The sequence below is a fragment of the Curtobacterium luteum genome (genome assembly GCF_001475545.1).
Lineage (GTDB): Bacteria > Actinomycetota > Actinomycetes > Actinomycetales > Microbacteriaceae > Curtobacterium > Curtobacterium luteum_A.
Genome location: NZ_LDQC01000067.1, coordinates 1 through 18,672, shown reverse-complemented (window position 1 = coordinate 18,672; position 18,672 = coordinate 1). Strand labels below are relative to the sequence as shown.

Annotated in this window: 15 protein-coding genes, 1 other RNA gene and 1 pseudogene; 7 read left to right on the top strand and 10 right to left on the bottom strand. The window is 71.3% G+C overall.

Annotated elements, in window-relative coordinates:
• Positions 1 to 350 precede the first annotated feature (350 nt).
• The 3 genes from glmS (at position 351) to NS184_RS12025 (ending at position 3,941) form a co-directional block, all read left to right on the top strand.
• Positions 351 to 2,189, top strand: a complete 1,839-nt coding sequence (gene glmS, locus NS184_RS12035) for a glutamine--fructose-6-phosphate transaminase (isomerizing) (RefSeq protein ID WP_242863040.1) — start codon at positions 351 to 353, stop codon at positions 2,187 to 2,189.
• Between the two features lie 186 nt (positions 2,190 to 2,375).
• On the top strand, positions 2,376 to 3,089 hold the full coding sequence (locus tag NS184_RS12030; RefSeq protein WP_058726352.1) for a M50 family metallopeptidase: 714 nt from the start codon (positions 2,376 to 2,378) through the stop codon (positions 3,087 to 3,089).
• Positions 3,090 to 3,365: 276 nt separating this feature from the next.
• The gene (locus NS184_RS12025) at positions 3,366 to 3,941 is read left to right on the top strand and encodes an NUDIX hydrolase (RefSeq protein ID WP_058726351.1); all 576 of its coding nucleotides are present in this window, start codon (positions 3,366 to 3,368) and stop codon (positions 3,939 to 3,941) included.
• Positions 3,942 to 3,959: 18 nt separating this feature from the next.
• Here NS184_RS12025 and NS184_RS12020 read toward each other — a convergent pair whose 3' ends face one another.
• Complete coding sequence (locus tag NS184_RS12020) at positions 3,960 to 5,174, bottom strand: amidohydrolase family protein (protein WP_058726353.1); 1,215 nt, start codon at positions 5,172 to 5,174, stop codon at positions 3,960 to 3,962.
• A 143-nt stretch (positions 5,175 to 5,317) separates the two neighbouring features.
• Here NS184_RS12020 and NS184_RS12015 point away from each other — a divergent pair, with 143 nt between their 5' ends.
• The gene (locus NS184_RS12015) at positions 5,318 to 6,757 is read left to right on the top strand and encodes an O-acetylhomoserine aminocarboxypropyltransferase/cysteine synthase family protein (RefSeq protein WP_058726350.1); all 1,440 of its coding nucleotides are present in this window, start codon (positions 5,318 to 5,320) and stop codon (positions 6,755 to 6,757) included.
• 2 nt (positions 6,758 to 6,759) lie between these two features.
• Positions 6,760 to 8,085, top strand: coding sequence for an LLM class flavin-dependent oxidoreductase (locus NS184_RS12010; RefSeq protein WP_058726349.1), 1,326 nt, complete (start codon positions 6,760 to 6,762; stop codon positions 8,083 to 8,085).
• A gap of 13 nt (positions 8,086 to 8,098) precedes the next feature.
• Here NS184_RS12010 and NS184_RS12005 read toward each other — a convergent pair whose 3' ends face one another.
• Positions 8,099 to 8,905 carry an SDR family NAD(P)-dependent oxidoreductase gene (locus NS184_RS12005; protein ID WP_058726348.1) on the bottom strand — a complete coding sequence of 269 codons (807 nt, stop codon included), beginning with the start codon at positions 8,903 to 8,905 and terminating at the stop codon, positions 8,099 to 8,101.
• Between the two features lie 86 nt (positions 8,906 to 8,991).
• On the opposite strand from NS184_RS12005, the gene NS184_RS12000 reads away from it, so the two are divergent.
• A complete protein-coding gene (locus NS184_RS12000; RefSeq protein WP_058726347.1) occupies positions 8,992 to 9,825 on the top strand; it encodes a helix-turn-helix transcriptional regulator in 834 nt (277 codons plus the stop codon).
• An 83-nt stretch (positions 9,826 to 9,908) separates the two neighbouring features.
• Here the strand turns inward: NS184_RS12000 and NS184_RS11995 are convergent, their stop codons facing one another.
• From NS184_RS11995 to NS184_RS11965, 8 genes are all read right to left on the bottom strand, one after another.
• Positions 9,909 to 11,576 (bottom strand): APC family permease, encoded by a 1,668-nt coding sequence (locus NS184_RS11995; protein ID WP_058726346.1) that lies wholly within the window; start codon positions 11,574 to 11,576, stop codon positions 9,909 to 9,911.
• A 128-nt stretch (positions 11,577 to 11,704) separates the two neighbouring features.
• Positions 11,705 to 12,529 carry a hypothetical protein gene (locus NS184_RS18375; RefSeq protein WP_058726345.1) on the bottom strand — a complete coding sequence of 275 codons (825 nt, stop codon included), beginning with the start codon at positions 12,527 to 12,529 and terminating at the stop codon, positions 11,705 to 11,707.
• A 168-nt stretch (positions 12,530 to 12,697) separates the two neighbouring features.
• Positions 12,698 to 13,074, bottom strand: a transfer-messenger RNA (tmRNA) gene (ssrA, locus tag NS184_RS17480).
• A gap of 94 nt (positions 13,075 to 13,168) precedes the next feature.
• Positions 13,169 to 13,645 (bottom strand): SsrA-binding protein SmpB, encoded by a 477-nt coding sequence (smpB, locus tag NS184_RS11985; RefSeq protein ID WP_058726344.1) that lies wholly within the window; start codon positions 13,643 to 13,645, stop codon positions 13,169 to 13,171.
• Positions 13,646 to 13,857: 212 nt separating this feature from the next.
• Entirely contained in the window at positions 13,858 to 14,772 is a 915-nt protein-coding gene (gene ftsX, locus NS184_RS11980) for a permease-like cell division protein FtsX (protein WP_058726343.1), read from the bottom strand.
• Positions 14,769 to 15,527: a cell division ATP-binding protein FtsE gene (gene ftsE / locus NS184_RS11975; RefSeq protein WP_058726342.1), complete on the bottom strand. Its 759-nt coding sequence runs from the start codon at positions 15,525 to 15,527 to the stop codon at positions 14,769 to 14,771. Before ftsE ends, ftsX begins: the two co-directional genes overlap by 4 nt.
• Before the next feature lie 98 nt (positions 15,528 to 15,625).
• A complete protein-coding gene (gene prfB, locus NS184_RS11970; protein WP_058726341.1) occupies positions 15,626 to 16,735 on the bottom strand; it encodes a peptide chain release factor 2 in 1,110 nt (369 codons plus the stop codon).
• 98 nt (positions 16,736 to 16,833) lie between these two features.
• Complete coding sequence (locus tag NS184_RS11965; protein WP_058726340.1) at positions 16,834 to 18,018, bottom strand: cysteine desulfurase family protein; 1,185 nt, start codon at positions 18,016 to 18,018, stop codon at positions 16,834 to 16,836.
• A gap of 78 nt (positions 18,019 to 18,096) precedes the next feature.
• Between NS184_RS11965 and NS184_RS11960 the strand changes: the two are divergent.
• Positions 18,097 to 18,672: pseudogene (locus NS184_RS11960) on the top strand (glycogen debranching enzyme); the annotation flags it as partial.

Here is an 18,672-nt window from a genome sequence, read left to right as displayed (position 1 = left end):
CGGGCCTCCCGTCCGTCGTCTGCGTGCCCCGTGCCGGGGGCGAGTGCCCCCCGGATGCGGGGTTCCGCACGGCCGCACGCGCGGTGCGGTGCCCGCGCGGGGAACCGCAAGAGCGGCCCGACGTGGTTGCCCTGGTCGCCGGGCGCGGGTGACGCTTCTCCTGCACCGACCGCCGTGCTCCTCCGGGAGCCCGACCGCGGTACCCCGTTCGGTACCCGAACCGTCGGCTCACCAGACCGCCGTCGTCCGTCCTCGCCTGATCCGGGGACGGGCGGCGGCCCCGAGCCGGCGGACCGAGCGCGCGGCAGACCCGACGGCGGTCGGTGCCGATCCCCAGCACGACCCCAGCAGTGCCCGACCCGAAGGGACGCCCGATGTGCGGCATCATCGCGGCCCGCGTCAGTGACGACGTGAGCCCCTACCTGCTCGACGGCCTCGAGCGACTCGAGTACCGCGGCTACGACTCGGCCGGCATCGCGGTCCGGACGGCCACCGGCGGCACCGAGACGGTCCGGTCCGTGTCCCGTGTCGGTGACCTCCGGACCCTCGTCGCCGCGCGCTCGGGCGACGCGCTCACGGGGGTCGGCATCGGCCACACGCGGTGGGCCACGCACGGCGCCGTCCGCGAGGCGAACGCGCACCCGCACGCCGACTGCGGCGGCCGGGTGAGCGTCGTGCACAACGGCATCGTCGAGAACGCCGACGAACTGCGTGCGACCCTCGAGCGACAGGGGCACGTGTTCCGGTCCGACGTCGATTCCGAGGTCATCGCGCACCTCGTAGAGCGAGCCCTCGCGGTCGACCCCGACCTCATGCTGGCGGTGCAGATCGCGACCGCGCAGCTCGAGGGCTCGTGGGCGGTCGTCGTGCTCGACGCCCGCGACGGTCGGATGGTCGTCGCGGCCGACCGCTCGCCGCTCGTGGTGGCACGGTCGGCCCGCGGTGACTTCGTGGCGAGCGACGTCGGCGCGATCGCCGAGTGGTGCGAGACGTTCGTGGCGCTGCGGGACGGCGACGTCGTCGAACTCGGTGAGTCGTGGACGTGGTCATCGGGTGGCGTCACGGTGCCGGTGCCGTTCCCGACGCCGTCCCCGTTCGCCGCGACCGCGCTCGACCTCGGCGACCACCCGGACCACATGGCGAAGGAGATCGGGGAGCAGCCGGCCGTCGTGTCGTCGATCCTCGAGCGCGTCGCGCGGCGGGCCGTGGACGGCAGCATGTGGGTGGGCCTCGGGCTGCCCGGGTTCCACCGGCTCGCGATCGTGGCCTGCGGGACGTCCCTCAACGCCGGGCACGTGATCGCCACGGCGCTGCGCGGCATCGGCGGGGTCCCGACGGACATCCTCGTGGCGAGCGAGGCCGACCAGGTGGTGCTCGGCCCGGGCACGCTCGTGGTCGCGATCAGCCAGTCCGGCGAGACCGCCGACGTCCTCCGGGCGCTCGACCGCTTCGACGACCGGCACCCGGTGCTGGCGCTCACGAACAACCTGCACTCCTCGCTCGCCCGTCGGGCGGACGCGGTGCTCGACTGCCACGCCGGCCCGGAGATCGGCGTGGCTGCGACGAAGACGTTCACCGCGCAGGTCGTGGTCGGTGTGGCGGCGATGATCGCGGCGATGGTCGCGTCCGGGCGGATCGGTACCGCGCGTGCGGCCGCGCTCGTCGGTGAGCTGTCCGAGCTCCCCGGTCGGATGGAGCACGCCGCCGCGATCGCCGCCGAGCGCGTCCCGCTCCTGGTGGCGAACGTGCGGGATGCCTCCGGCTTCCTGTTCCTCGGACGTGGTCAGGGCCTCGCGTACGCGGCGGAGGGTGCGCTGAAGCTCAAGGAGCTCAGCTACCGGTGGGCCGAGGCGTACCCGGCCGGCGAGCTGAAGCACGGCCCCCTCGCGCTCGTCGACGAGGGCACCCCGGTCGTCGTCGTCGACCACGGCGAGCACCGGCTGCAGGCGAACATCGCCGAGGTCCGTGCCCGCGGCGGGTTCGTGATCACGATCGGCGGCGAGGGCTCGGACATCCCGGCGCTCGCGGGTCGGGCGTCGAGCGGGCTGACCTGGGGTGCGAGCACCGCGCCATGGGGTCCGCTCGAGGCCGTCGTGCCGCTGCAGATGCTCGCGCGCGAACTCGCCCTCCAGCTCGGGTGCGACGTGGACAAGCCCCGGAACCTCGCGAAGTCGGTGACGGTCGAATAGCCAGGCACCGGCCCGTGAACCGCCTGACGGTGTTCCTCGCCGTCCTCGCCGGGCTGACGATCATCGCCACCGCCGTGGTCGTCGCCTGGGTGCTCTCCACCTGATCCCTGTCCGGGGCCTGGCTGTTCCCTCGCGGGGCGCTGGCCGTGGAGCCCGCTCGTCGGGTGGGGCTGCCATGCTGGTCGCTTGACCACCGCAGCCCCGCCCCTCGTCTTCGTCGCCCTGCTCGTCGGGGCCGCCCTGCCGTTCGTGCCCGTCGTGGGCAGGGTGGCCCGGATCGCGGCGACCATCGTGCACGAGGTCGGACACGTCGTCGTGGTGGTGCCGTTCGGTGGGCAGATCCGCCGCATCGACCTGCACCCCGACGGCTCCGGCGAGGCCTGGGTGCAACTCGGGCGGGTGCCGGGCGCGATCCGCTGGCTCGTGCGCGTGCTCAACCTGTACGCGGGCTACAGCGCGCCGCTCTGGGCCGGGGTCCTGCTCGTCACGGGGGTGCTGCACGGGTCGCGGTGGCTGCCGGTCGTCGTGCTCGGGGTCGTGGGGATCGTCGCACTGCTGTTCGTCCGGAACTGGTTCGGGCTGCTCGTGGTGGTCGGCTTCGACGCGCTCGCGCTGTGGGTGGCCGTGCGCCCGTCGGACGCCACGGTGCTGGTCGTCGCCGCGGTCGGGGCGCTCTTCGTCGTGGACGGGTTGCGGTCGGTGGTGCAGGTCGCACGGTGGCTGCTCACCGGTGCCCGGGTGCAGACGGACTTCCACATCGCCGCTGCGGAGATGCGGGTGCCGGCGTCGCTGTGGTTCGTCCTGTTCGTGGTCGTGAACGCTGCCGCGGTGTGGCTCGCCCGCGTCCCCCTCGCCGAGTCCTGGACCACGGTCGCCGCGGGCGTCCGCGCCCTGTTCTGACCCGACGGTTCCGGCCGCAGCGGCCGGGGGCCGGCGGGCGGCACCGCTGCCGAACGACACCACCGCTGTCGTACGACGACGACGATGTCGTATCCGCGTGCGTGCAACAGTTGCAGGCGCGAGCGAACGACACCACCGCTGTCGTACGACGACGGTGTCGTCCCGCGCGCAGCGCAACGACGCTACCGGACCCCGCCGCCCGGACCCGCGCGCGCGATGACACACGGACCACACCGCCCGACGGCTCCGGCCGCAGCGACCTGCGACGATGGACTGATGCGCCTCGACGACGCCACCACCGCCCTCGCCCGCACCGACGACGACGTCCCCGGGGTCGTCGCCGCACGGCGGTTCGTCGCGGAGCACGGTGACGCGGCGCTCCGACGAGCCGGCGGCCCCGAGCACCTGACGGCATCGTGCTTCGTGTTCTCCCCCGACCTCGAGCAGACCCTCCTCTGCCTGCACCGGAAGGGCGGCTTCTGGGTGCAGGTCGGCGGGCACCCCGAACCGCAGGACCGCGACCTCGCGGACACCGCCCGCCGCGAGGCCCGCGAGGAGTCCGGCATCGCCGACCTCGAGCTGCTCGACGGCCGCATCGTCGACGTCGACCGACACGACCTCCACAGCGGGTTCGGGGCGTGCACGGCGCACTGGGACGTCGGGTTCGTGGCGCTCGTCGACCCGTCGAGCGTGGTCGCGGTCAGCGACGAGAGCGACGACGTCGGGTGGTTCCGCGTCGACCGGCTCCCGGACGCGCTGCCGTCGACGTTCCCCCACCGGCTCCTCGCCGCACGCGATGCCGCACGCGATGCCGCCCGCGGGGCGACGAGCGACGCCACAACCGCCGACTGATCACCCCGCGGCGTGCCCTCACTCCCAGGGGTGCTGCTCCAGCGCCACGGGGTCGAACACCTGCCCACCGGCGACGACGAGTGACCGGGGCACCCGCCGCACCAGTGCGTCCATCGGGTTCTCCGCGTCGACGAGCACCACGTCGGCCCGCGCCCCGGCCACGAGGTCGTGCACCTCGTCGGTCACGAACGCCCCACCGTCCCGCGACGCCAGCTCGACGACCCGCAGCAGGTCCTCGTCGCGGACGACTCCTCCGGCCCGGGCGTACTGCCACGCGATCCCGAGCAGGTCCCCGTCGCCGTAGGGGCTCCACAGGTCGCGGATCCCGTCCGTGCCGAGGCCGAACCGGACCCCGGCGTCGTCGAACTCGCGCAACGGCAACTGGCGCATCCGCACCGGCGCGACGGTGGTCATCGTCACGCCGAGCCCAGCCATCCGAGCGAGGAGGTCTCGCCGCCGCACGGGATCGACGTCGACGATCGCGAAGCCGTGGGCGATGTTCACCCTCCCGGGCGCGATCCCGTCGCGTTCGACCCGGTCGAGGACGAGGTCGAACGCGAACGCCCCGAGCTCGGCCGGCTCGTGGAGGTGCAGGTCGATGCCACAGCCGGTGTCGGCGGCGATCGCGAACAGGCCGTCGAGCTGCCCGACGGGGTCGCGGTCGATGAGCGACGGGTCGAGCCCCCCGATGTGCTCCGCACCGGCGAGCGCCGCCTCGCGCAGCAGGTCCAGCACGCCCGGCCGACGAAGCACCCCGTCCTGCGGGAACGCCACGATCGCGACCTCGACGGCGTCGTCGAGCGACTCCGCGGCCGCGCGGACCGCATGGATGCCGCGGAGTCCGACCCCGAGGTCCACGTCGACGTGCGTCCGGACCCGCGTGGCGCCGGTGCGCAGCCCCTCGCGGAGCACCCGGGTGGCCACGTCGACGCCCGGGATGCCGAGGGCGTCCCGCCGGGCTCGCTCATGGGCGATGCGGCCCTGCGTGCCGCCCTCCCCGCCGTACGACTCCCACGGCCGACCCCACCAGCTCTTGTCGACGTGCGCGTGGGCGTTGACGAGCCCCGGGAGCGCGAGGTGGCCGTACCCGTCGACGACGGTCGCACCGTCGGCCGCTGCCGCGCCGGTCGGGACCACCGCGGCGATGCGGTCGCCGGTCAGGAGGACGTCGGACGGGTCACCGCCCCAGGGTCGGACGTTGCGGAGGACCAGGTCGACGTCGTCGTGGAGCATGTCCCCAGCGTGGCAGAAGTCCGCGGCCACGGCCGCGACGGCAGGGACCGATTGGCCCTCGGGTCGTAACCGGCCGCAGCATTCGCCTGTCCACTGAGCGCAGCGTGCGAGAGTTCCGACACCCGACGACCGGTGGAGGAACCATGAGCAACGAGGAGCACCAGGGCGAGCACGGCCACCCGACCGAGCACGGCTTCGCGACCGAGCAGGTGCACGGCGGGTTCCTGCCCGATGCCGGCCACGGAGCACGGGTGCCCGCGATCCACATGTCCTCCGGCTTCCTCTTCGACGACTTCGACCAGGCCCGTGCCCGTTTCGCCGGCACGGACGACGGCTACACGTACACCCGGCTCGGCAACCCCACGAACGCCGACGTCGAGCGCCGCATCGCGCTGCTCGAGCGCAGCGCCGAGGCGATCCTGGTCAGCAGCGGACAGGCGGCGGCGACGGTCGCGTTCCTCGGTCTCCTGCAGGCCGGCGACCACGTCGTCAGTGCGCGGAGCATCTACGAGGGCACCCGGGGCCTCCTCCTGCAGAACCTCGGCCGGCTCGGCATCGAGGTCGACTTCGTCGCCGACGCCCGCGACCTCGACGCGTGGGCCGCCGCGGTCCGCCCGAACACGAAGGCGTTCTTCGCCGAGACCATCCCGAACCCGAAGAACGACGTCCTCGACATCACGGGCGTGGCCGACGTCGCACACCGGGCGGGTGTGCCGCTCGTGGTCGACAACACCCTCGCCACGCCGTACCTCGTGCAGCCGGTGGAGCACGGCGCGGACATCGTCGTGCACTCGGCGTCGAAGTTCCTCTCGGGACACGGCGCCGGGCTCGGCGGCGTCGTGGTCGACGGCGGCCGGTTCGACTGGTCGGCCGCTCCCGAGCGGTGGACCCACCTGACGAGCCCGGAACGCTCGCTGGGCGGGCAGAGCTACGTCGAGCGCTTCGGCCGTCGCGCGTTCGTCGTGTACGCGCGCGACGTCATCGCCTCCCGGATCGGTCCGACCCCGTCACCCTTCAACTCCTTCCTGCTCCGCCAGGGCATCGAGACGCTGAGCCTGCGCGTCGAACGCCACAGCGCGAACGCGCTGGCGATCGCGGAGTACCTGGACCAGCAGCCGGACGTGACGAGCGTCGACCACGCGGGCTTGGCCTCCAGTCCGTTCCACGACCTCGCCGAGCGCTACCTGCCGCGTGGTGCCGGTTCCGTCTTCGCGTTCACGCTCGCCGGCGGCGAAGCCGCCGCCCGCATCTTCATCGACGCGGTCCAGCTGTTCAGCCGGATGACCCACCTCGGCGACGTCCGGTCGCTCATCCTGCACCCCGCGACGACCACCCACGCGGGCCGCACCGCCGAGGAACGCGCCGAGCAGGGCATCTGGGACGGCCTGATCCGACTGTCGGTCGGCATCGAGGACGTCACGGACCTCATCCGCGACCTCGACCGCGGCTTCACCGCGATCCGCGCGGGTCGCGCCGACGCGCACCCGGTCACCGGCCTGGAGGCACGGGTCGACCCTGCCTCGGAGGTCGCGTCGCTCGCGCACACCGTCCCGCAGGGGCGCGTCATCGCCGAGGAGGTCTGACGATGGCGGATCTGCAGCACTTCGGGTACTTCTTCTCGCGCGGGTTCGGTCCGCAGGCGTGGGGTCGCGACGACTGGCACTGGGGGCACGACTGGACGAAGCCCGACCTCTACCAGCAGTCCGTCCGTGCGCTCGAGCAGGCCGGGATGGACCTCCTGATCGCCGAGGACGCGATCTCGCTCGGGAACCCGTCGACGCTCGACCTGCGTATCCGACAGGCGTACGGCGGACCGAAGCACGACCCGCTGCTGCTCGCGCCGTACCTGTTCGCCGCGACCTCGCACATCGGCATCGCGCCGACGATCAACGCCGGGTTCACGCCGCCGTACCTCGCCGCTCGGCAGGCCGCGACGCTCGCGCACCTGTCCGGTGACCGCTTCGGCCTGAACGTGGTGACCGACACCGGGAGCGCCCGGCACGCCGGCCTCGCCCCGCTGCCGCACGACGCCGCGTACGACCGGGCCGAAGAGTGGCTGCAGCTCATCCGGCGGCTGTGGCACTCGTGGGGGCCGCACGGGCACCACGGGACCGCCGGGTTCGTCGGGGATCCGACCGACTGGCACTTCGCGGACGGGGACGCGCTCGACGCGTTCCACCACGAGGGCGCGTACTTCACGGCTGACGGACCGCTCAACGCGCTTCCCCTCGACACCGACCCGGTGATCGTCTCCCCCGGCGGGTCCGGCCGGGGACTCGGGTTCGCCGGGACGCACTCCGACGTGCAGCTCGCCCTCTCGCCGCTCTCGGCTGCGGCCGTCCGCGACTACCGGGCCCGGGTGCTCACCGCCGCCTCCGACGCCGGACGCTCGGCCGACGACATCCGCGTGCTGTTCGTGCTGAAGCCCGTCGTGGTGTCCTCGTCGGAAGAGGCCGACCGGCTCGTCGCCGCGTCCGCGCACCCGACGGACGAGGCCCTCCGTGCCGCCGCGGTCGCGTGGTCGAGCGACTCCGAGACCGACCTGCTGTCGCTCGACCTCGACTCGCCGATCCCCGCCGGGACCTTCGGGGACCACGTCTCCGCCGGAACGATCCGCGGACTCGTCGGGGACACCCCGGACGCGCCGCTCCGAGAGCTCCTGACCCGGAAGGCCCGCCTCGGCCGGATCAGCAACCGTGACGGCTTCGTGGGCACGGCGAACGAGTTCGCCGACTTCGTGGAGGAGCTCGGCACCGATGCCGACAACGACGGCTTCATCTTCTCGGGCGACCTGCACCCGGCGCAGGTGTACCGGATGCTCGGCGACCTCGTGCCGGTGCTGCGGCAGCGCGGGCTACTCCGGCGGGAGTACGGCGACGGCGGGATCCGGGGCAACCTGTTCGACTTCTGACCGGCCGGTGCTGTCAGGCCCCCGCGCCGCCGTCGACCGGGACGATCGCGCCGGTCACGGCCGACGCCCGGTCGCTGAGCAACCAGCAGGCCGCCTGCGCCACCTCCTCCGGCTCCGCCATCCGACCGAGCGGGATCGAGGCGTCGATCTGCGCCCGGATCCCGGGGCTGGCCGCCTCCCACTCGTCGATCATCCGGGTCGCCGTCCCGCCGGGGGTGAGGCCGTTCACCCGGATGCCCTGCGGCGCCCAGGTGACCGCGGCCGTCTCGGTGATGCTGTTGAGCGCACGCTTCATCGCTCCGTAGGCCGGCAGCGCGGGGTTCGCGCGTCGGCTTCCGATGCTCGAGGTGTTCACGATCGCGCCGCCGCCCGACCGCCGCATGAGGGCCGCCTCCGCGACCATCGCGCGCCAGTGGCCGCGGAAGTTCACCGCGAACTGCAGGTCCACGTCCTCGTCGGTCGTCTCGTCGAGCGGACCGGGCGTCTGGATCGCCGCGCCGTTGTTGAACGCTCCGTCGAGCCGCCCGTGCAGACGGTCGACCGCGGCGATGGCTCCCGCGATGCTCGCGGGGTCGGCGAGGTCCAGCGGGACGGCATCGGCAGTGCCTCCGTCACGTCGGATGTCGGCCACGATCACGTCGAGCGCGTCGGTCTGCCGCGCCGCCAGCACGACCCTGGCCCCCTCGGCGGCGAAGAGTCGTGCGGCGGCCTCGCCGATCCCGCGGCTCGCGCCGGTCACGAGGACGACGCGGTCGAGCAGGAGTCCCGCAGGACCGGTGGGGGTCGTCGATGCGGTGGTGGAGATGTCGGTGTTCGTCATGGCTCCACCGTCGCCCGGGCGGTCCGGCCGGTTCCAGGTACGACCGGTACCAGGATCCGAGCGGAGGCCAGGAGGAGGATGACGACGTGGACCGACCAGAACTCGCTGCCTTCCTGCGCTCTCGCCGGGCGCGTCTCCGACCGGAGGACGTGGGTCTGCCGTCGGGTCCACGTCGTCGCACCCCGGGTCTCCGGCGAGAAGAGGTGGCCGTCGCCGCGCACATCTCCACCGAGTACTACGTCCGCCTCGAGCAGGGCCGTGCGCCGCGACCGTCGACCGAGGTGCTCGCCGCCCTGGCCTCGGCGCTGCTGCTGACGGACGCGGAACGGTCGCACCTGCACGTGCTCGCCGGCACCGCACCGGCCCCCGCACCGCACCACCGACGTGACGTGCACCCGACCGTGCAGGCCGCGCTCGACGGACTCCCAGGCGCCGTGGGCTTCGTCGTGTCCGCGGCGTTCGAGGTGCTCGCGTGGAACGAGCTGGCGACGCTGCTGATGGAGGACTTCGGCGCGCTGCCGCCCGCGGGCCGGAACCTCGCACGCCGAGCGTTCGCGGACGGCCAGACCCTCTACGGCGCAGCGGACGGGACGGCGTTCCGGCACGAGGTCGTCCGTGGCCTCCGGAGCGCCGCCGCACGGTACCCGGACGACCCGGTGATCGCCGAGCTCGTCGCCGAGCTCCGCGGTGCCAGCGACGTCTTCTCCCGCCTGTGGGACCGACACGACGTCCAGGGAGCACCGGCGCTGACGAAGACCTTCGACAACGCTGTCGTCGGGCGGGTCACCGTCGACTGTGTCGCACTCGACGTGCCGGACCGCGATCAGCACGTCGTCCTGTACACGCCGGTCGGCGCGACCGACGCCGAGAAGTTGGCGTTGCTCACCATGGTCGGGAAGGACGCACCGGTGTCGGCCTGAACGCCGGCCCGGCGACGGACGGGAGGCCCGTGGCGGTGTCGCCGCGGGCCTCCCGTCCGTCGCTCGGAGCGGCTGTGACGCCGTCAGTGGTGGACGGGCTCCACCACGTTCGACTCCTCGACCTCCCGGACGTCCTCGGCCGTGCGGAGGATCTCCTCCCGCGTGCTCGCCGAGTTGATCGCCCAGTAGTAGATGACCAGTGAGAACACCGCCACGACGACGATGTCGACCCAGAGCGGGAAGACCGGGGTCGTCAGCGGTCCGAAGTCACTGAGGAACACGATCAGTCCCATCCCGATGAGGTAGGGCAGCAACCACTGGGCCGCCTTCCAGTCCCATCGCGGCCGCACGCTCGTGGCACCGCGGAACACGTTGTTCAGGACGATGACGACGGCGCCGATGAGGATCGCGACGCCGAGCTTCCAGTCGGTGTCCCACCCCGTCCAGAGGATGATGAGGTTCGCGACGATGAACGCGATCGGCGAGAACACCGCCGCTGCGGGCATGCGGTAGGGGCGCTCGATCTCGGGGATGCGCTTCCGGAACGCTCCGAGCGCGAGGGGCGCGCCGGCGTACATGAGCACGGACGCGCTCGTGATGAGGCTGACGAGCCCCTGCCACGACGGGAACGGTGCGAAGCAGGCGCAGCCGACCACGAACGCGGTGACCAGACCGACCCACGGCACGCCGGCCTTGGTCGTCCACTCGAACGCCTTCGGGAAGTAGCCGTTCCGGCTCAGCCCGTAGGAGATGCGGGTCGTCGCCGTGACGTAGATGAGCCCGGTACCCCCGGGAGAGATGATCGCGTCGATGAAGATGATGACCGCGAGCCAGGTGATGCCCGCCGCCATGGCGATGTCGGCGAACGGGCCGGTGTACTTGGTGAAGTCCGCGGTGGCCCACGAGCCCTGGATCGCGCCGGACTGCAGCGCGCCGAGGAACACGACCTGCAGCAGCAGGTAGATGACCAGGCCGATGACGACCGAACCGATGACCGCTCGAGGGATGTCCCGCTTGGGGTTCTTGGCCTCGCCGGCGAGCTGGTCGGCCTGCTCGAACCCGAGGAACGCGAAGATGATGCCCGAGGTCGACACCGCCGCGAGGATGCCCTTCGCGCCGCCGGGGAGGAAGCCGTCCGCCGCGGTGAAGTTGCTGCCGTGGAAGCCGCTGAACGCCAGCACGATGATGACGAGCAAGGGGATGGCGACCTTCCACCAGGTCGCCGCCGAGTTCGTGTTCGCGAGGATCCGGACGCTCAGGAGGTTGACGACCGTGACGACCGCCATGAGGACGATCGCGACCGCGATGCCCGACCCGGTGAGGAGCTGCTGCGTCTCACCGTCGACGACGACCGTGTGCAGCCACGGATGCGCGAACTGCCAGTGCTGCGCGTACTTGATCATCGCCTCGACCTCGATCGGGGCGACGGTCACGGACTGCAACCACGAGAACCATCCGAAGGACGCTCCCGCGATGCCACCGAAGGCGATGTGCGGGAAGCGCGCCGTGCCGCCGGCGATCGGGAACATCCCGCCGAGCTCCGCGTGCACGAGCGCGAGGACGAGGACGGCCACGCCGCCGATCAACCACGAGATGATCGCGGCGGGACCCGCCGTCTTCAGGGCTTCCTGCGAGCCGAAGAGCCACCCGGATCCGATGATGGACCCGGTCGATGCCCAGATCAGGCCGATGAAGCCGACGTTGCGCTTCAGGCCGGAGTCCGGCAGCGCCTGTGTCGTCGTTGTTGCCACTGTTGCTCCTGTCGAGTGACGCGAGCCCCGCGGTCGTGGGGAGCGCGTGCATCGACAATGGCACCGGACAGGAGTCTCGCCGGATCATTTAACGAGGTGGAAACATTCGCCCTGTATAAGCACTCAGGCTACTTCTTCTTGCCGCCCTGCTTGTCCGGCTTCTTCTTGTCGGCCTGCTTCTTGCCGTCCTTCTTGTCGGCCTTCTTGCCAGCCTGCTTCTTGCCGTCCTTCTTGCCGTCCTTCTTGCCAGCCCGCTTCTTGCCGTCCTTCTTGCCGGCTTGCTTCTTGCCGTGCTTCTCGTCGGCCTCCTTCTCGCCACCCTTCTCGTTGCCATCCGTCGGCTCGTCGTCCACGACGCCGTCGACCGGTTCGACCAGGACCGCGGCGCCCGTGTCCGCCGCGACGTCGACCACCTGCTCCGCCACCACGGGTGCGAGCGCGTCGTCGACACGCTCGACGAGCAGCTCAGCACCGTCCTCCGCCAGCCGGAGGAGCCCCTGCGCAGCACGCACCCGGGTCGTCGTACGACGGGCGAGCACATCGGCGCGGGCCCCTTCGAGGAGCGCACGCAGCGACCGTTCCGCGACCGACCGTCCGCGTGGCGCAGAGCGGTCGAGGCGGTCGAGTTCCCCGGCGACACCGGCGACGTCGTCGGCGACGTGCTCGTGACGGACCGACTCGATGAGTGCAGCGACGACCGCCGCGGCACGCTCGACGGCGGCGGACCGCTGGTCGAGGACGACGAGCATCTCGAACACCGCCCCGTACGTGACGGTCTCGACACGGACCGGCTCAGCACCGCGCCCGCGGAGCACGAGCTTCGTCTCGGGGTCCGGTAGCCACGGGATCAGCGCGGCGACCGTGGCGACCGAGCCGACGATGCGCTCGTACTCCCCCAGAGCCAGGCGCTCCTGCTCACGCAGACGGACACGGATCGCGATCTCCTGCACCACACTCGCACCTCTCGTCGGGGCGCGGGCGTGTCTCCGCGCCGATGGGCCCGAGCGTATTCGTCGTGCCCGGAAGACCGACGAGTGCGGTCCGACACGACGAACGCCCCACTCGTGGGAGTGGGGCGTCCGGTCGGAACTCGACGTGACAGTGGCCCGACGACCGGCAGATGGTGGAGATGGGGGGAATCGAACCCCCGTCCATCGCTGCGATTCGACGTCTTCTACGGGCGTATCCGGATCAGGCGTTCTGCTCGGCCCCGTCCATTGCTACCGGCTTCTTGGACGACGGGCCCAGTCTCAGTGCAAGTCCCGCACGGCCCTGAGGCGCAACCGTGCAGCAAGTCCTCTGGATGACGCCGGGATCAGGTTAGGGGACGGTCACCTGGCCGACGGACTTCATGTGCTGGGCTGCTTACGCAGCGAGAGCGAAGTCAGTGCGCTTGGAATTGGCACTTGTTGTTTTCCACGGATCGTTCACGAGATGACCGTGGGTCCTCGGCCCGCTTCCCGTCGGCACACAGGCAATGTCGAAACCGATCATCCCCGTGCAGGCCGGACGTGCGAGCCACTGTCACGCTGTTGAGTTACCAGTCCGCCGTTCGGGCGGTCCCTCAGTCTAGTCGACCGAGGTACGTCGCGCTACTCGCCGACGCGGTTCCGCGTGCGCATGGCCCGTTCGGCCTCACGCTTGTCGGTCTTCTCGCGCAGGGCCTGACGCTTGTCGAACTCGCGCTTGCCCTTCGCGACCGCGATCTCCACCTTGGCCCGACCGTCGTGGAAGTAGATCTGCAGCGGCACGAGCGTGTAGCCGCCCTGCGCCGTCTTGTGCGAGATCTTCACGATCTGCTGCTTGTGCAGGAGGAGCTTCCGCTTGCGCCGGGGCGAGTGGTTGTTCCAGGTGCCCTCGGTGTACTCGGGGATGTGCACCGAGTCGAGCCATGCCTCGCCACCGTCGATGAAGGCGTACCCGTCGACGAGCGATGCCCGCCCCTGCCGCAGGGACTTCACCTCGGTGCCCGAGAGCACCAAGCCTGCTTCGTAGGTGTCCTCGATGAGGTAGTCGTGGCGGGCGCGACGGTTCGTGGCGACGATCTTCTCACCGCGTTCCTTGGCCATGACGACTCCTCTCGTGGATGCGCGGTCCGGACCCGGTGCCCGGCGCAGCCCTCCAGCGTACTGAACACCGGAGCGCCGCCGCACCTTCCCGGCGCGTCGGTCGGGCCCGAGGCGCTCATACCTGCCCGAGACTCGGCTCCGCGGACAATTTTGCGGCACGGAGACCGCGGAACTGTCCGCCGAGCCGAGACTCGCGCGGTAAGGGCGCCGCGTCAGACCTTCAGATAGCGACGGATCGCGACGAACGCCGACAGTCCGGCGAGCAGGACACCGATGACGACCACCGCCGGCACGACCACCGCAGCGTCGCCCATGCCGATGAACGCCGTCCCGGAGAACCGGACCGCCAGGTAGTTCCGGACGAAGAACCACACCACGGCCGTGATCGCCCCGCCGGCGAGGACCGCCCCGATGGCCGCGGCGATCACCCCCTCGAGGACGAACGGAGTCTGGATGAACCGGTTCGACGCGCCGACCAGCCGCATGATGCCGAGCTCCCGCCGTCGACTGAACGCCGAGAGTCGGATCGTGGTGGCGATGAGGAGCACGGCTGCGACGAGCATGAGCGCCGCGATGCCGATCGCGGTGTACGACGAGGCGTTCAGCAGGTTGAAGATCGGTTGCAGGTAACCGCGCTGGTCGACGACGCTCTGGACGCCGGCGACCTTGGACAGGCTCTCCACGAGGACGTCGGACTGCGACGGGTTCTTGAGGTTCACCCAGTACGTCTCGTTGAGGTACTCCGGCTTCACGAACTCGGTTGCAGGCGAGTCCTTGAACTGCTGCTTGAACCGGGTGTAGGCGTCCTGCTGGTTCTCGAAGTAGAACTTCTCGATGTAGGGCTTCAGCGTCGACGACTCGAGCTGCGACTCGACCTGCTTGCGCTGGTCGTCGGTGGCCTTCGCGCCGGTGCAGTTGCCGGTGGTGTCGGTGTCGGTGCACAGGTAGACGGCGACCTGCGCCCGGTCGTACCAGTACCCCTTCATCTGGTTGATCTGCATCTGGAGCAGGATCGCGGTGCCGACGAACGTCAGCGAGATGAACGTCACGAGGACGACCGACACGACCATGGACGCGTTGCGCCGCAGGCCCGAGCCGACCTCGGACATGACGAGCCCGAGCCTCATCGGATGATCCCCGGGATGGTCTGGATGCCGGTGGTGTTCGACACGGTGTTGCCTCGCTGGATCGGGACGGCCTGGGTCTGGTAGCCGCCGGACTGCTCGTCGCGCAGGATCGTGCCGTTCGACAGCTCGATCACGCGGCGCTGCATCTGGTTGACGATGCTGGCGTCGTGCGTCGCCATGAGCACGGTGGTGCCGCCCTGGTTGATGCGCTCGAGGAGGGCCATGATGCCGGCCGAGGTGGTCGGGTCGAGGTTGCCCGTGGGCTCGTCGGCGAGCAGGATCGCCGGCTTGTTCACGACGGCCCGGGCGATCGCCACACGCTGCTGCTCACCACCGGAGAGCTCGTGCGGCATGCGGGTGGCCTTGCCGGCGAGGCCGACGAGCTTGAGCACGTCGGTGACGGCCTCGCTGATGAAGCCCTTGCTCTTCCCGATCACCTGCAGCGAGAACGCGACGTTGTCGAAGACGTTCTTGTTCGGGAGCAGGCGGAAGTCCTGGAACACCACGCCGAGGTTGCGACGGAAGTACGGGACCTTGCGCGACGACAGGGAGCCGAGGCGCTGCCCGAGGACGTGGATCTGCCCACGGGAGGGCTTCTCCTCCTTGAGCACGAGGCGCAGGAAGCTGGACTTGCCGGAGCCGGACGCGCCCACGAGGAAGACGAACTCGCCCTTGAGGATCTCGAGGGAGATGTCGTCGAGCGCAGGACTCGGGTTGCCCGAGTACACCTTGGTGACCTGGTCGAATTTGATCATGACCGGTTCAGGGTAGGTCGCCCAGCGCGGAATCGGGTCGAGGCGCGCGGCTCAGGTCCCCGCGGATCCGTTCAGCAGCACGGCCACGGCCTGGCCGCTCAGTCGTCGTCGGACTGCTTGCGCCAGCGGATGCCCGCGTTGATGAAGCCGTCGAGGTCGCCGTCGAACACCGCGGAGGGGTTGTTGACCTCGTGCTCGCTCCGCAGGTCCTTCACCATCTGGTACGGCGCGAGGACGTACGAGCGGATCTGGTCGCCCCAGCTGGCGGTGATGTTGCCCGCGAGTTCCTTCTTCTTCGCGTTCTCCTCTTCCTTCTTGAGGAGGAGCAGGCGCGACTGCAGGACGCGCATCGCTGCCGCGCGGTTCTGGATCTGCGACTTCTCGTTCTGCATCGACACGACGGTGCCGGTCGGCAGGTGGGTGATCCGCACGGCGGAGTCGGTCGTGTTGACGGACTGCCCGCCGGGGCCCGACGAGCGGAACACGTCGACCCGGATGTCGTTCTCCGGGATGTCGATGGCCTCGGTCTCGGGCATGAGCGGGATGACCTCGACCGCGGCGAACGAGGTCTGTCGCTTGCCCGCGGCGCCGAACGGAGACATGCGCACGAGGCGGTGGGTGCCGGCCTCGACCGAGAGCGTCCCGAACGCGTGCGGCGCGTCGACCTCGAACGTGGCGGACTTGATCCCCGCTTCCTCGGCGTAGGAGGTGTCCATCACGGTCGTCTTGTACCCGTGCTGCTCGGCGTAGCGCAGGTACATGCGCAGGAGCATCTCGGCGAAGTCGGCGGCGTCGACACCGCCCGCTCCGGCGCGGATCGTGATGACGGCGGGTCGGTCGTCGTACTCGCCGTCGAGGAGGGTCTGGACCTCGAGCTCGCCGATCATCTTCTGGATCGACTTCAGCTCGACGAGCGCTTCGTCGGCGGACTCCTGGTCGTCGCCCTCGTTCGCCATCTCGACGAGGACCTCGAGGTCGTCGATGCGCTGCTCGGTGTCGGTGATCTTCTTGAGCTCCGACTGCCGGTGCGACAGCGCGCTCGTCACCTGCTGCGCGTGCTCGACGTCATCCCACAGGTCGGGTGCACCGGCCTGCTCGCTGAGCTCGGCGATCTCGCGCTGCAGGCGGTCGACGTCGACCACGGAGCGGATGTTGCCGAACGTCTCGCGGAGGGCGGAGAGTTGCTCGGAGAAGTCCAGTTCGACCATGGTCAACGATCCTACCGGCGCGGCTGGGCCGGGAGGCACGACCCACCTCCGTCGGTGAGCGACCGTCGCCACGTGGTCGGCTGTGCAGGAAGGCCGGTTCAGCGCCCGAGGGCCGGCTCGCGGGACGCCATCCCGGCCGCGCCGGCCCGCGCGACCGCGTCGGGCAGCGCCGCGAGGAACGCGTCGACGTCGGCGTCGGTGGAGGTGTGCCCGAGCGTGATCCGGAGGGCGCCGCGGGCGTCCTGCTCGCTCAGCCCCATCGCGAGGAGCACGTGCGAGGCCTCGGGCACGCCGGCCTGGCAGGCGGAGCCGGTCGACACCGCGACCCCCGCTGCGTCGAGGAGGAACAGGAGCGAGTCACCCTCGCACCCCGGGAACGTGAAGTGCGCGTTCCCCGGCAGCCGGTCGACCGGGTCACCCATGAGCACCGCGGACGGCACCGACGCACGCACCCCCGACACGAGCCGGTCGCGCAGGGCCCGCACGGTGTCGTCACCGGCCGCCGCCACCGCCGCCGCTGCCGTCGCCGCCACCCCGAACGCCGCCGCGGCCGGAGCGTCCTGCGTCCCGCTCCTCACCTGACGCTGCTGGCCGCCGCCGTGGATGAGCGGCTCGACCGTGGCGCGGCGCCCGAGGACGAGCGCCCCGATGCCGACCGGGCCGCCGACCTTGTGCGCCGAGACGCTCAGCGCATCGAGTCCGGAGTCGTGGAACGACACCGGGACCTGCCCGTACGCGGCGACCGCGTCGCTGTGCACCGGCACGCCCGCGGCGTGCGCGGTCTCGACGATCCGCCGCACCGGCTGGACGGTGCCGACCTCGTTGTTGGCCCACAGGAACGTGACCAGGGCGACGTCGTCCGCGGAGGCGAGCCGCGCCTCCAGGACGGCCGTGTCGACGCGACCCTCCGCGTCCAACGGCACCACGTCGACGACCGCTCCCTCGTGGCGCTCGAGCCACTCGACCGTGTCGACCGTCGCGTGGTGCTCGCCCGCCGGCACGACGATGCGGGGGCGGGGGCGGTCCTGCTGCCGTGCCCAGAACAGCCCCTTCACCGCGAGGTTGATGCTCTCGGTCCCACCGGAGGTGAAGACCACCTCGACCGGGTCCGCGTCGAGCGACCGCGCGACGGCGGCGCGTCCGTCCTCGAGCAGCATCTTCGCCCGCTGCCCGGCACTGTGGATCGAGGAGGGGTTGCCGACGGTCTGCAGCGCAGCGGTGAAGGCGGCGAGCGCCTCGGGCGTGATCGGCGTGGTCGCGGCGTGGTCCAGGTAGACGCTCACCCTGCTCTCCCATCGACGGATCGTGCCCCCTGATCGGGCGTTTCCAGGATACCTGTGGGCCCTCGTACCCTTGTCGTCATGCACGAGACCGCGACCGAGGCCCTACCGGGGTTCGTCCTCGGTGACGGCGGCGGCCGCTTCACGGTGCGTTCGACGTCCGCCACGGCGCTCACCCTCGTCGTCGAGGGGCGCGGCACGCACGCCCTGACGCGCGACCAGGAGGGTGACCGCTGGTCGGTCGAGGTCCCCGCGGTCGTCCCCGGAGACCGGTACCACCTGCTCGCCGACGGCCCGACCGGCCCGCGGCACGCGTTCGACCCGGCGCTCCCCCTGCTCGACCCGGCGGCGCGCGGCATCGTGCCGGTCGACGACGGGTCCGGGCCCGGCGCCCGGTCCGGACCCGGCGCCCGGTGGGTCGCCGAGGTCGTCGACGAGGCGTTCGACTGGGGCGACTCGGTGGCGCCGCGCACCCCGCGTGACCGGGTGGTCGTGTACGAGGCGAACGTCCGCACCCTCACCGCCGCGAACCCGCACCTGCCCGAGGACCTCCGCGGCACGTACGCCGGGATCGCGCACGAGAGCACGATCGCGCACCTGCACCGCCTCGGCGTCACCACGCTCGAGCTGCTGCCCGTGCACGCCTTCGACACCGAG

Excerpts from the sequence above, each read along its gene's own strand:
- NS184_RS12025 (WP_058726351.1), top strand. The coding sequence starts at position 3,366 with ATGCGCCTCGACGACGCCACCACCGCCCTCGCCCGCACCGACGACGAC.
- NS184_RS12020 (WP_058726353.1), bottom strand. The coding sequence starts at position 5,174 with ATGCTCCACGACGACGTCGACCTGGTCCTCCGCAACGTCCGACCCTGG.
- NS184_RS12015 (WP_058726350.1), top strand. The coding sequence starts at position 5,318 with ATGAGCAACGAGGAGCACCAGGGCGAGCACGGCCACCCGACCGAGCAC.
- NS184_RS12010 (WP_058726349.1), top strand. The coding sequence starts at position 6,760 with ATGGCGGATCTGCAGCACTTCGGGTACTTCTTCTCGCGCGGGTTCGGT.
- NS184_RS12005 (WP_058726348.1), bottom strand. The coding sequence starts at position 8,905 with ATGACGAACACCGACATCTCCACCACCGCATCGACGACCCCCACCGGT.
- smpB (WP_058726344.1), bottom strand. The coding sequence starts at position 13,645 with ATGGCCAAGGAACGCGGTGAGAAGATCGTCGCCACGAACCGTCGCGCC.
- ftsX (WP_058726343.1), bottom strand. The coding sequence starts at position 14,772 with ATGAGGCTCGGGCTCGTCATGTCCGAGGTCGGCTCGGGCCTGCGGCGC.
- ftsE (WP_058726342.1), bottom strand. The coding sequence starts at position 15,527 with ATGATCAAATTCGACCAGGTCACCAAGGTGTACTCGGGCAACCCGAGT.
- prfB (WP_058726341.1), bottom strand. The coding sequence starts at position 16,735 with ATGGTCGAACTGGACTTCTCCGAGCAACTCTCCGCCCTCCGCGAGACG.